A 13,399-nucleotide genomic window follows, 5' to 3' on the forward strand; every position below is an offset into this window, starting at 1 on the left:
CCCTTCTCGTAATACGGCATTTAGAGTGTTGTTCTAAGTCGAGCAAGCCAAGAGGAAGCGAAGGAGGTGCCGGGACGTGCGACTGACCCCCACGGAACGTGACCGGCTGCTGCTCTTCGGAGCCGCCGAGCTGGCCCGTGCCCGCCGTGCCCGGGGCCTCAGGCTCAACGTGCCGGAGGCCACCGCGCTGATCGCGGACACCGTCTGCGAGGCCGCCCGGGACGGCAGGAGGCTCGCCGAGGCCATCGAGGCGGCCCGATCCGTCCTCGGCCCGGCCGACGTGCTGCCCGGTGTCGCCGACGTCGTCACCGAGGTGCACGTCGAGGCCGTCTTCGACGACGGCTCGCGGCTCGCGGTGGTCACCGACCCGATCGGCGGCGGCCTGCTGGGCGAGGACGGGCCCGGCGCCCTGCTGCCGGGGCCAGAGCACGCCGACCCGGAGGCGGTTCTCCGGCTGAGCGTGACCAACACCGCGACCGTCCCGGTCTCCGTCACCTCCCACTTCCACTTCTTCGAGGCCAACCCGCGCCTCGACTTCGACCGCGCAGCCGCCTACGGCCTGCGGCTCGCCGTGCCCGCCGGGTCCTCCGTCCGCTTCGGACCGGGGGAGTCGCTGGAGGTCGGCCTGGTGCCGATCGGCGGCGCCCGCGTCGCCATCGGCTTCGCCGGCCTGGTCGACGGCCCGCTGGACGCGCCCGGCGCCCGCGAGGAGGCGCTGCGCCGCGCCGCCGCCTGCGGCTACCTGGGCATCCACGACGAGGAGGCAGGACGATGAGCCGTCCCGGAGGACACCCGGCCGAGGCCCGCCGCCTCACGCCCCACGAGTACGCGGCCACCCACGGCCCCCGGGCCGGCGACCGGATCCGCCTCGGCGACTCCGGTCTTGTGATCCGCGTCGAGGACGACTCCCAGCGCTACGGCGACGAGTTCCTGGCCGGCTTCGGCAAGACCGCCCGCGACGGACTGCACCTGAAGGCGGCCGCGGTCCGCGAGACCTGCGACGTCGTGATCAGCAACGTCGTCGTCATCGACGCCGTGCAGGGCGTCCGGAAGGTGTCGATCGGCATCCGCGAGGGGCGGATCTGCGCGATCGGCCGGGCCGGCAACCCCGACACCCTCGACGGCGTCGACGTCGTGGTCGGCACCGGCACCTCGATCGTCTCCGGCGAGGGGCTGATCGCCACCGCGGGCGCCGTCGACACCCACGTCCACCTGCTGTCGCCGCGGATCATGGAGGCCTCGCTGGCCTCCGGCGTCACCACGATCATCGGGCAGGAGTTCGGCCCGGTGTGGGGCGTCGGCGTCAACTCGCCCTGGGCGCTGAAGCACGCGTTCAACGCCTTCGACGCCTGGCCGGTCAACATCGGCTTCCTCGGCCGGGGTTCGTCCTCGCACGCGGCCCCGCTGATCGAGGCGCTCGCCGAGGGCGGTGCCTCCGGTTTCAAGGTCCACGAGGACATGGGCGCCCACACCCGCGCCCTGGACACGGCCCTGCGGGTCGCCGAGGAGCACGACGTCCAGGTCGCGCTGCACAGCGACGGACTGAACGAGTGCCTGTCGGTCGAGGACACCCTGAGGGTCCTCGAAGGCCGCACCATCCACGCCTTCCACATCGAGGGCTGCGGCGGCGGACACGTGCCGAACGTCCTGAAGATGGCCGGTGTCCCCAACGTCATCGGCTCCTCCACCAACCCCACCCTGCCCTTCGGCCGGGACGCGGTCGCCGAGCACTACGGGATGATCGTCTCCGTCCACGACCTGAAGACCGACCTGCCCGGCGACGCCGCCATGGCCCGCGACCGCATCCGCGCCGGGACCATGGGCGCCGAGGACGTGCTGCACGACCTGGGCGCGATCGGCATCACCTCGTCCGACGCGCAGGGCATGGGCCGGGCCGGGGAGACCGTCCGCCGCACCTTCGCGATGGCCGGCAAGATGAAGGCCGAACTCGGCGCCCCGGACGACGGCCACGACAACGAGCGCGTGCTGCGGTACATGGCCAAGCTGACCATCAACCCGGCGATCGCCCACGGCCTCGCCCACGAGGTCGGCTCCATCGAGGTCGGCAAGCTGGCCGACATCGTGCTGTGGTCGCCCGAGTACTTCGGGGCCAAGCCGCAGCTGGTCCTGAAGTCCGGCTTCCCGGCCTACGGCGTGACCGGCGACCCGAACGCGGCCACCGACACCTGCGAACCCCTCGTCCTGGGACCGCAGTTCGGAGCGCACGGGGCGACCCCCGCCGACATCTCGGTGGCCTTCGTGGCGCAGGCCGCCCTCGACCAGGGCAACGACACCATGCCCACCCGGCGCCGCCGGGTCGCGGTCCGCGGCACCCGCGGCATCGGACCGGCCGACCTGCGGCTCAACTCCCGTACCGGAGCGGTCGACGTGGACCAGCGCACGGGCCTGGTCACCCTCGACGGCGAGCCGCTGCGCTCGGAGCCCGCCGACTCCGTCGCCCTCAACCGCCTCTACTTCCTCTAGACGTCATCCCGGACGTCACGGCCTGTGAAGGACCCCCGCATGGACCCGCGCATGAACACGCCCGCCGCCGACGGCTTCCGGATGCCCGCCGAGTGGACCCCGCACGAGCGCACCTGGATGGCGTGGCCCGGCCCCAACCCCACCTTCGAGGACCCGGACGACCTCCGGGCCTCCCGGGCGGCGTGGGCCGCGGTGGCCCGCGCGATCCTGCGCTTCGAGCCGGTGACGGTGGTCTGCGGCCCCGGCCAGTCGGCGGACGCCCAGGCGGTGCTCGGTCCGGGCGTCGACACCGTCGAGCGCGAGCTGGACGACGCCTGGATGCGGGACATCGGACCCACGTTCCTCAGCAACGGCCGTGAACTGGCCGCCGTGGACTGGACGTTCAACGGCTGGGGCGCGCAGCACTGGGCCCGCTGGGAGCACGACGCGAAGATCGCCGCCTACGTCTCGGACCTCGCGGGCGCGAAGACCTACGCCTCGAAGCTGGTGAACGAGGGCGGTGCGATCCACGTCGACGGCGAGGGCACCGTCCTGCTGACCGAGACCGTGCAGCTCGGCCCGGAGCGGAACCCGGACTGGACCCGCGAGCAGGTCGAGGCCGAGATCCACGCGATGCTCGGCACCCGCAAGGCGATCTGGCTGCCCCGCGGTCTCACCGGCGACTACCCGCCCTACGGTTTCGGCACCCTCGGACACGTCGACATCGTCGCCGCCTTCGCCCGCCCCGGCGTGGTCGTCGCCCACCACCAGCCGGACCCGGCGCACCCCGACCACGAGGTGACCCGCGAGGTGATCGGCCTGCTCAGGTCCCAGACCGACGCGCGCGGCCGGGCGCTGGAGGTCGTCGAGGTCCCGGCGCCGACCGTGCTGGAGGCCGACGGCCACTGGGCCGACTACTCCTACATCAACCACTACCTCTGCAACCGCGGGGTCGTGCTCTGCGGCTTCGACGACCCGCGCGACGAGGTGGCGGCCGGGATCTTCCGCCGTCTCTTCCCCGAGCGGACGGTGACCCTGGTGGACGCCCGTACGATCTTCTCCGGCGGTGGCGGTATCCACTGCATCACCCAGCAGCAGCCGAAGATCTAGGACGACGAGGAGCAGCACATGGCCGGTGGGCGCAGACAGGCCCCGCCCCGCGAGGACGTGCTCGCCGCCGCCATGGACATGATCGCCGACCGCGGTCTGGAGAAACTCACCATGGCCGCGCTCGGCCACGAGGTCGGCATGAGCAGCGGCCACCTCCTCTACTACTTCCGCTCCAAGGACGAACTGCTGCTGCAGACCCTGGAGTGGAGCGAGGGCCGGCTGGGCGCCGAGCGGGGCCGGCTGCTCACCCGCCGGGGCACCGCCCGGGAGCGCCTGGACGCCTACGTCGACCTGTACGTCCCCACGGGCCACCGCGACCCGCACTGGACGCTCTGGCTGGAGGTCTGGAACCGCTCGCAGAACGCCGACGAGGCGGCCCGCGACCGGCAGGCCGCCATCGAGGGCGCCTGGCACCGCGACCTGGTGGCGCTGCTGGCCGAGGGCATCTCGCGGGGCGAGTTCCGGGCCGTCGACCCCGACCGCTTCGCCGCGCGCCTGCGCTCGCTGCTCGACGGCTTCTCCATCCACGTGGCGATCGGGCTGCGCGGCACGGACCGGGACCAGGTCCTCGCTCACGTGGGCGAGTTCCTCGCGGCGGATCTCCTCGCGAGCGCGTGAGCCCGTCCGGTGGCGCGGGTCACAGGGCGCGGGACGCGGAGCCCCGCGCGGGACGGGCGCGGTCTCATGAGGCGTCCGCCGTGACGACCGCATCCTGAGACGGTCGGTGAGCGGGCGGCGGGTTGTGCCAGACTTCCCCCGTGCTCTCGTTCGCCATGATTATGGGCAGCAGGCGCGCCGGTCCGCAGTGACCACCACGTACGACCAGGTACGGGTGGCCATCGTCGTCCTCGACCCGCGCGCAGACCTCTCGCACCCGCGAGGGGTTTTTTCGTTTTCCGGCCCACCTTCAGCCGGAGAGCGAGCGCGAGGGACCATGGAGGGACGGTGGAGCCGGTCATTCCGGTACGACCGAGATTCGACATCAGGAGCCTAGGGACCATGACCGAGACGGCAACCAACGAGCTGGACGACTCGTTCCACGTCTTCGACACCACGCTGCGCGACGGTGCGCAGCGCGAGGGCATCAACCTCACCGTCGCGGACAAACTGGCCATCGCACGGCACCTGGACGACTTCGGCGTGGGCTTCATCGAGGGCGGCTGGCCCGGCGCCAACCCCCGGGACACCGAGTTCTTCGCCCGTGCCCGGCAGGAGATCGACTTCAAGCACGCCCAGCTGGTCGCCTTCGGCGCCACCCGCAGGGCCGGTGCCAAGGCGGCCGACGACCCGCAGGTCAGGGCGCTGCTGGAGGCCGGGGCGCCGGTCATCACGCTGGTCGCCAAGTCGCACGACCGCCATGTCGAGCTGGCGCTGCGCACCACGCTCGACGAGAACCTGGAGATGGTCCGCGACACCGTGTCCTTCCTCAAGGACCAGGGCCGCCGCGTCTTCGTCGACTGCGAGCACTTCTTCGACGGCTACCGCGCCAACCCCGAGTACGCGAAGGCGGTCGTCCGCGCCGCCTCGGAGGCCGGCGCCGACGTCGTCATCCTCTGCGACACCAACGGCGGCATGCTCCCCGCCCAGGTCCACGCCGTGGTCGCCACCGTCCTGGCCGACACCGGTGCCCGGCTCGGCATCCACGCCCAGGACGACACCGGCTGCGCGGTCGCCAACACCCTGGCCGCCGTCGACGCCGGCGCCACGCACGTGCAGTGCACGGCCAACGGCTACGGCGAGCGCGTCGGCAACGCCAACCTCTTCCCGGTGGTCGCCGCCCTGGAGCTGAAGTACGGCCAGAAGGTCCTCCCGGACGGCAAGCTGCGCGAGATGACCCGGATCTCGCACGCCATCGCCGAGGTCGTCAACCTCACGCCCTCCACGCACCAGCCCTACGTCGGCGTCTCGGCCTTCGCCCACAAGGCCGGCCTGCACGCCTCCGCCATCAAGGTCGACCCGGACCTGTACCAGCACATCGACCCCGAGCTGGTCGGCAACACCATGCGGATGCTGGTCTCCGACATGGCCGGACGCGCCTCCGTCGAGCTCAAGGGCAAGGAACTCGGCATCGACCTCGGCGGCGACCGCGAACTGGTCGGCCGGGTGGTGGAGCGGGTCAAGGAGTACGAGCTCAAGGGCTACACCTTCGAGGCCGCCGACGCCTCCTTCGAGCTGCTGCTGCGCGCCGAGGTCGAGGGCAGGCGGCGCAGCTACTTCCGCGTCGAGTCCTGGCGGGCCATCGTCGAGGACCGCCCCGACGGCACCCACGCCAACGAGGCCACCGTCAAGCTCTGGGCCAAGAGCGAGCGGATCGTCGCCACGGCGGAGGGCAACGGCCCGGTCAACGCCCTCGACCGCGCCCTGCGCGTCGCCCTCGAGAAGATCTACCCCCAGCTGGCCAAGCTCGACCTGGTCGACTACAAGGTCCGCATCCTGGAGGGCAAGCACGGCACCCAGTCCACGACCAGGGTCCTGATCTCCACCTCCGACGGCACCGGCGAGTGGTCGACGGTCGGCGTGGCGGAGAACGTCATCGCCGCCTCCTGGCAGGCCCTGGAGGACGCGTACACGTACGGCCTGCTGCGGGCGGGCGTGGAGCCGGCCGAGTAGCCACGGAAAAGCCGGGGGCTGGGCTCACAGCCCCCGGCTCGCTCCGCCGCACCGCCTCGCTACTGCAGGTGCCACTTCTGGTTGGCGGCTCCGGTGCACGTCCAGATCTGGGCGCGCGCCCCGTTCGCCGACGAGTTGTCCGTGACGTCCAGACACTTGTTCGCCGCCGCGTTCACCACGTCACCCGTCGAGGCGTTGTACGACCACTGCTGCGCGCCGGTCCCGTTGCAGTCGTACAACTGGACCTTCGCGCCGTTCGCCGTCGACGCCGAGGTCACGTCCAGGCACTTGCCGAGGGCGCGGACCGAGCCGTCGGACTGCACGGTCCACTGCTGGGCGGTGGAGCCGTTGCAGTCGTAGAGCTGCACGGCGGTGCCGTTGGCGGCCGAACCGCCCGCCACGTCCAGGCACTTGTTCGCCAGGCCCGTGAAGGCGCCGCTCTGGGCGCCGCCGCCCGACTGGGTGCCGGACCAGGTGAAGGTCGCCGAGGTCTTGCCGGGCAGCGAGTAGGTGGCGTGCTGGCCGCCCCAGTTGATGGTGACGGTCTTGGCGGCGGAGGCGTCGTTGTAGGCGATGAGCGCCTTGGAGCCGTCCGGGTTGCGCCAGGCCACGTTCGGCACCGCGGAGGACGCGGTGGAGGCGATCCGCTGCGCGCCGGGCCGGACGAACTTCGTCAGGTGCCCCATCGTGTAGTACTCGACCGTGTAGTCGACGGTCCCGCTCGCGCCGTCGCCGTTGTGCACGGTGATCAGCCCGGTGCAGGTGCCGCAACCGCCGTTGTGCGGGCCCATGTTCTGGTCCACGGCCAGCGACCACTTGGTCACCGACTTCGCCCAGTTGCGGGTGTAGTCGATGATGTTGTTCATGTCCTCGCGCTGCTGGTTGGCGATCCAGGTGCCGCCGGAGTGCTCGGTGCCGAAGGCGTCGAGGTTCGGGTACTGGTTGTGCACGGTGGTCTGCTTGTTGATGTCGCCGCCGTAGCCGTGCCAGGCGATGCCGCCGAAGTTGGGATGGTTGCGGATCGCCGCGTCGTCCACGCTCGCGGCCGCGTAGGAGTCGTAGACGTCCCAGTTCCAGTCGTGCGCGAGGACCTTGGTGGAGAGCCCGGCGGCCTGGAGCTTCGGCAGCAGTTCGCTCTTGAGGAAGTACTGCAGGCCCGAGGCGTTCCAGCTCATCGAGGGGTAGCCGGAGCAGCAGGTCGGCTCGTTCTGCGGGGTGACGTAGGAGACCTTCACGCCCTGCGCCTGGTAGGCCTGGAGGTACTTCACGAAGTACGAGGCGTAGGCGCCGTAGTCCTCCGACTTGAGCCAGCCGCCGTTGAGCGAGCCGCTGTCCTTCATCCAGGCCGGCGCCGTCCATGGCGAGGCCATGACAGTCGCGGACGGGTTCAGCTGGAGTGCCTGCTTGGTGAGCGGGACGACGTCCGCCAGGTCGTGGGAGATGGAGAAGCTGTTGAGGTTCGGGTCGCTCTGCCCGGCCGGCACGTCGTCGTACGTGTACCCGTAGCGGGCCAGGTCCGAGGCGCCCATCGGATTGCGCAGGAACGACAGCCCGATCCCGTCCGTGGGCGAGAACAGCTTCTTCATGGTGGCGTCGCGGGTGGCCTGGGACAGCGCCCCGCTGCTGTTCATCAGCCAGGCCGCGGTGTCGGTGAAGGAGGCGCCGCCGCCGGTGAAGGTCTGGTAGCGGGTGTTCTCGTCGACGGTGATGTTCTCGCCGCCGCCGCTGCCGGACTGGAAGGCGAACGGCGTCTGGGCCTGGAGGCCGCGCGTGACATGGCGGCCGCCGGAGTCGTCGGTGGTGGTGAGGTACGCCGTGACCTGCTCACCGGCCGCGTGCGCGGACGGTACGACCGCGGAGATGCCGGCCACGGTGAGCAGTCCGGCCAGGATCAGCCGGATGGTGTGGGGGGTGGTTCTCATGGACACATCGCCCTTCCTGACGGGACGTCTTGACGGGGGTGCGAGCCGTTAGTTAACTCACGTCGTGATCTAAGCCATGAGTGAACTGTGAGAGCCCCGAGTGAACCAGAGAGTCGAGGGAAGGTCTATGCCAAGAACCGCCCTGCTCGTGTCCACCGCTCTGCTCGCAGCCCTGATGCCCCTGTCCGCGGCCCGCGCCGCCGACGACCCCGCACCCACCCCCGTCGACCGCTTCGAGGGCGAGGTCCCCTTCGCCTCCCAGCCCGCCGAGGGCATCTTCACCTGGGGAGGCGACAGCGACGACCCGCCCGCTCTGCAGCTCGCCGACCGGGCGGACGCCCCCGAGGGCGCCAAGGTCCTCGCCGGGACGTACGACATCAGCGGCTACGGCGGCTTCACCCACGACTTCGCCGCCACCGAACCCGCCCACGACTGGTCCGCCCACAAGGGCATCCGCTTCTGGTGGGACGGCCAGGACAACGGCAAGAAGATCGCCTTCGAGATCAAGGACGGCGGCGCCGACGGCGAGGCCTCCGAGCTGTGGACGACGTCCTTCACCGACGACTTCACCGGCTGGAAGCAGATCGAGATCCCGTTCACGGACTTCGTGTACCGGACCGACTACCAGCCCGTCGGCGGCATCGACCACGTCCTCGGCCTGGACCGGATGTGGGGCTACGCGCTCACCCTCCCCGTCGGCGTCCAGGGGCACTTCGCCATGGACGACGTGGAGCTGTACGGCAAGGCCGACCAGTCGCTGCGCGCCTCGGTCACCACGGACGCCGCCGTCTACCCGGTGCGGGAGGGCCGCACCGCCTCGGTGAAGGTCTCCGTCGCCACCACCGGCTCCGCCCCGCTGGACGAGCCCGTGACGGTCGCCTACCAGAGCGCCGGCGGCACCGCCACGTCCGGCAAGGACTACGCCCCGGTCTCCGGCACCCTCACCTTCCCGGCCGGCACGGTCTCCGGCGCCACGCAGACCGTCAGGGTGCGCACGCTGGACGACCGGTCCGCCGAATCCGCCGAGACCGTCCCGCTCAAGCTCACCGTCACCGGCGCCAAGGCCCCCGCCGAGACCCCGCAGGTGGTCATCGACGCGCACGGACTCCCGTACCTGGACAGCAAGCTGCCCGTGAAGAAGCGGGTCGCCGACCTGCTGTCCCGGATGTCCCTGGCCGAGAAGGTCGGCCAGATGACCCAGGCCGAGCGCGGAGCCGTCGGCAACGGCGGTGACGTCGCCGCCTACGACCTCGGCTCGCTGCTCTCCGGCGGCGGCTCCACACCGACGCCCAACACCGCGGACGCCTGGGCGAAGATGATCGACGGCTTCCAGCTCCGGGCGCAGGCGACCAGGTTCCAGATCCCGCTGATCTACGGCGTCGACGCGGTGCACGGCCACAACAACCTGGCCGGCGCCACGATCATGCCGCACAACATCGGCATCGGCGCCACCCGCGACCCCGCCATCGCCGAGGACACCGGCGCGGTGACGGCCGCCGAGGTCCGCGCCACCGGCGTCCCCTGGGACTTCGCGCCCTGCCTCTGCGTCACCCGTGACGAACGCTGGGGCCGCTCCTACGAGTCCTTCGGCGAGGACCCGGCGCTGGTCAAGTCCATGGAGACCATGATCCAGGGCCTCCAGGGCCGCGCTGACGGACGCGACCTCAAGGACGACGACAAGGTCCTGGCCACCGCCAAGCACTTCGTCGGCGACGGCGGCACCGCGTACGGCTCCTCGACCACCGGGTCGTACACGATCGACCAGGGCGTCACCAAGGTCACCCGGCAGCAGCTGGAGGACATCCACCTGGCGCCGTACCAGACCGCGGTCGACCGGGGCATCGGCACGGTCATGCCGTCGTACTCCTCGCTCGACATCGCGGGCGACGGCCTGGGCCCCGTGAAGATGCACGCCCGCGGCGACATGATCAACGGGGTGCTCAAGGGCCGGATGGGCTTCGACGGCTTCGTGATCAGCGACTGGAACGCCATCGACCAGCTCCCCGGCGACTACCCGGCCCATGTCAGCACGGCCGTCAACGCCGGCGTCGACATGATGATGGTCCCCTACAGCTACCAGGACTTCACCAAGACCCTCACCGACCAGGTGAGCGCGGGCCGGGTCACCGTGGGGCGGATCGACGACGCGGTCTCCCGGATCCTCACGCAGAAGTTCGAACTGGGCCTGTTCGAGCACCCGTACGCCGACACCAGCGGGGCCTCGAAGATCGGCTCCGCGGGGCACCGCGCGGTGGCCCGCCAGGCGGCCGCCGAGTCCCAGGTGCTGCTGAAGAACGACAGCGCGGTCCTGCCGCTGAAGAAGTCGCAGAAGGTGTACGTCGCCGGCTCCAACGCCGACGACCTCGGCAACCAGACCGGCGGCTGGACCATCACCTGGCAGGGCCAGTCCGGTACCCACACCACCGGCACCACCATCCTCCAGGGCATGAAGAACGCCGGCGGGAACGTCACCTACTCCAAGGACGCCTCGGCGCCGACCGGCGGCTACGACGTGGGGGTGGTCGTCGTCGGCGAGACCCCGTACGCCGAGGGCGTCGGAGACGTCGGCAACGGCAACGACCTGGCGCTGACCCCGGCCGACCAGGCCGCCGTGGACAAGGTCTGCGCGGCCATGAAGTGCGCGGTGCTGATCGTCTCCGGGCGGCCGCAGCTGATCGGCGACCGGCTCGGCGAGATCGACTCCCTGGTGGCGTCCTGGCTGCCGGGCACCGAGGGCGACGGCGTGGCCGACGTGCTCTACGGGAAGAAGGCCTTCACCGGGCAGCTTCCGGTGACCTGGCCGAAGTCCGAGGCCCAGCTGCCGATCAACGTCGGCGACACGGCCTACGACCCGCAGTACCCGTACGGCTGGGGCCTGACGACCCTGACCAAGGCACCCAAGGGCGGCGACGCCACCCTGCGGGCGCTCGGCATCGCGGCGAAGGCCGCGGAGCGGACGGGCTCCGCCGCGGCCGGCCGGAAGCTGGTCGACAAGGCGCGGCTGCTGGTGCAGGACAGGATCGGGCAGTCGGTCACCGCGGCCGTCTCGAAGCCCTTCGCCGACGCCGACCACCTGCTGCTGACCGGCAAGTACGCGGCGGCGGTGGAGAAGCTGCGGGAGGCCTACGCGGCAGCATAAGAAATGACTGGTTATGGGAGGCTTCGGGTACATTGCGACACATGAAGGCCGTGCTGCGGATCCGGACCCGAAGCCTCCCAGGCCTGCTGCTGGCCCTGCTGGTGATCGCCCTCACGGCGTTCGCACCCGAGGCCACGGCGGCCACCGGTGTCTCGACGATCGCCGCCGCCCTCCGCAAGAGCCCGGTGTACGTCGACCCGGCGGCCGCCGCGCAGCTGTCCGCCGCCGAGGCCGACACCCTGGCCCGGCAGATCAAGGACGCGGACAAACCCCTGTTCGTCGCGGTCCTGCCGGCCGGCTACCCGACCGAGAACCTCTTCACCGACCTGCGCACCGCCACCGGCGTCACCGGCCTGTACGCGGTCCGGCTCGGCGACCGCTTCGACGCCCGCGCCGACTCCTCGGTGCTGTCCCGGACGGGCGTGCGGAACCTGGTCACCAGCGTCCAGGGCGAGCCCGCGCCCACCCAGCTCACCGACTTCACCGACCGCGCCCTGGCCAACCTGGGCGGCAGGGCACCCTCGTCCTGGGGCGGCGGCACCTCCGGCTCCGGCGTCTCCGGCACGGCGCTGATCACCGTCGGCGCGGTGGTCGTGGCCGGCGGCGCCGGCGCCTACGCCCTGGCCCGCCGCGGCCGCAGGCGTCACGCGGAGGAACAGCGGGCCGCCCTGGACCGGCTGAGGGTGGTCGTGGACGAGGACATCACCGCCTTCGGCGAGGAACTGGACCGGCTCGACTTCCACCCGTCCGAACCGGGCGCCGACGACGCCATGCGCGGCGACTACGAGCACGCGCTGAACGCCTACGACCAGGCGAAGCAGTACATGAGCGAGGCCCGCAGACCCGAGGACGTACGGGCCGTCACCCAGGCCCTTCAGGACGGCCGCTTCTCGCTGGCCGCCCTCGCCGCCCGCCGCGAGGGCAGGCCGCTGCCCGAACGCCGGTCGCCGTGCTTCTTCGACCCCCGGCACGGCCCCTCGGTCACCGACGCCACCTGGACCCCGGCCGGCGGCTCGGCCCGCGAGGTCCCGGTCTGCGCGGCCGACGCCACCCGGCTTGCCGACGGCCGCGACCCGGCGGTCCGCGAGGTCGACACCGACCAGGGCCGCCGCCCCTACTGGGACGCCGGACCGGCCTACGGCCCGTGGGCGGGCGGCTACTTCGGCGGCGGCCTGCTGCCCGGCCTCCTCGTCGGCACGGCCCTCGGCGGCTGGATGTCCGCTCCCGCCTACGGCGCGGACTACGGCACCGGATACGGCGACTTCTCCTCCGGCGGCTACCAGGGCGGCGACCTGTCGGGCGCGGACTTCGACCCCGGCGACTTCGGCGACTTCGGCGGCGGCGGGGACTTCGGCGGCGGAGGCGGCGACAGCGGGGACTTCGGCGGCGGATTCTGAGCGGGCCTTTCCGGGGCTCCCCGCGGGGCCCCGACCTACCCCAGGAGGACGCGATGGTGCGGCGGACGAGGCCGGCAGGGGAGTCCGAGGAGTACCTCCGGGCCCGGGAGGAGCTGCGCCGGGCCGAGATCGGGCTGATGCGGCGGCGGGAGGAGGTGGCGGCGCTGCGGCGGGCGCTGCCGCCGGGACCGGCCGTCGAGGACTACGTCTTCCTGGAGGGACCCCGCGATCTCGGCGCGGGCGACGCCCCGGTGCGCGAGGTCGCGCTCGGCGAGCTGTTCTCCGCTCCCGAACGGCCGCTCATCGTCTACCACTTCATGTACGGCAAGCGGCAGACCGAGCCGTGCCCGATGTGCACGATGTGGATCGACGGCTACAACGGCATCGCCCACCACGTGGCCAGGAAGGCGGACTTCGTCGTCGCCGCGGCCGCCGACCCGGCCGCCCTGCGCGGATACGCCCGTGACCGCGGCTGGCACCGGCTGCGGCTGCTCAGCTGCGGCGACAGCACGTTCAAGTACGACCTGGGCAGCGAGGACGAGAACGGCGAACAGGACTCGACGGTCTCCGTCCTCACCCGCGACGGCGACGGCACGGTCCGGCACGCCTACTCGGCCCACCCGCGCCTGGCCGACGACATCCAGGAGCGCGGCATCGACCTGCTGACCCCCGTCTGGCACCTTCTCGACCTCACCCCGCAAGGACGCGGGGACTGGTACCCGGCCACCGACTACTAGGACGGAAGCCGGCCTATTTCC

General features: G+C 71.7%; 9 protein-coding genes. 8 read left to right on the plus strand and 1 reads right to left on the minus strand.

From position 1 onward, the window contains the following. The first annotated feature begins 76 nt into the window (after positions 1-76). From ureA to cimA, 5 genes are all read left to right on the plus strand, one after another. The gene (gene ureA / locus ACIQOE_RS37010; protein ID WP_351323486.1) at positions 77-775 is read left to right on the plus strand and encodes an urease subunit gamma; all 699 of its coding nucleotides are present in this window, start codon (positions 77-79) and stop codon (positions 773-775) included. Next, a complete protein-coding gene (locus ACIQOE_RS37015) occupies positions 772-2,484 on the plus strand; it encodes an urease subunit alpha (RefSeq protein ID WP_401416341.1) in 1,713 nt (570 codons plus the stop codon). Before ureA ends, ACIQOE_RS37015 begins: the two co-directional genes overlap by 4 nt. Positions 2,485-2,535: 51 nt before the next feature. Then, positions 2,536-3,573, plus strand: a complete 1,038-nt coding sequence (locus tag ACIQOE_RS37020; RefSeq protein WP_365559013.1) for an agmatine deiminase family protein — start codon at positions 2,536-2,538, stop codon at positions 3,571-3,573. Positions 3,574-3,591: 18 nt separating this feature from the next. Beyond that, positions 3,592-4,191 carry a TetR/AcrR family transcriptional regulator gene (locus ACIQOE_RS37025; RefSeq protein ID WP_401416344.1) on the plus strand — a complete coding sequence of 200 codons (600 nt, stop codon included), beginning with the start codon at positions 3,592-3,594 and terminating at the stop codon, positions 4,189-4,191. A 381-nt stretch (positions 4,192-4,572) separates the two neighbouring features. Further along, positions 4,573-6,183, plus strand: a complete 1,611-nt coding sequence (cimA, locus tag ACIQOE_RS37030) for a citramalate synthase (protein ID WP_351323489.1) — start codon at positions 4,573-4,575, stop codon at positions 6,181-6,183. A gap of 59 nt (positions 6,184-6,242) precedes the next feature. Here cimA and ACIQOE_RS37035 read toward each other — a convergent pair whose 3' ends face one another. Beyond that, positions 6,243-8,105, minus strand: coding sequence for a lectin (locus tag ACIQOE_RS37035; RefSeq protein ID WP_401416347.1), 1,863 nt, complete (start codon positions 8,103-8,105; stop codon positions 6,243-6,245). 127 nt (positions 8,106-8,232) lie between these two features. Here ACIQOE_RS37035 and ACIQOE_RS37040 point away from each other — a divergent pair, with 127 nt between their 5' ends. The 3 genes from ACIQOE_RS37040 to ACIQOE_RS37050 are packed head-to-tail and all read left to right on the plus strand — an operon-like array spanning position 8,233 to position 13,378. Continuing rightward, complete coding sequence (locus ACIQOE_RS37040; protein ID WP_401416349.1) at positions 8,233-11,244, plus strand: glycoside hydrolase family 3 protein; 3,012 nt, start codon at positions 8,233-8,235, stop codon at positions 11,242-11,244. 41 nt (positions 11,245-11,285) lie between these two features. Further along, the gene (locus ACIQOE_RS37045) at positions 11,286-12,641 is read left to right on the plus strand and encodes a hypothetical protein (RefSeq protein WP_401416351.1); all 1,356 of its coding nucleotides are present in this window, start codon (positions 11,286-11,288) and stop codon (positions 12,639-12,641) included. 53 nt (positions 12,642-12,694) lie between these two features. Further along, positions 12,695-13,378, plus strand: a complete 684-nt coding sequence (locus ACIQOE_RS37050) for a DUF899 family protein (protein WP_365558895.1) — start codon at positions 12,695-12,697, stop codon at positions 13,376-13,378. Positions 13,379-13,399: the final 21 nt, after the last annotated feature.

It is taken from the genome of Streptomyces sp. NPDC091282 (assembly GCF_044757385.1).
Lineage (GTDB): Bacteria > Actinomycetota > Actinomycetes > Streptomycetales > Streptomycetaceae > Streptomyces > Streptomyces gramineus.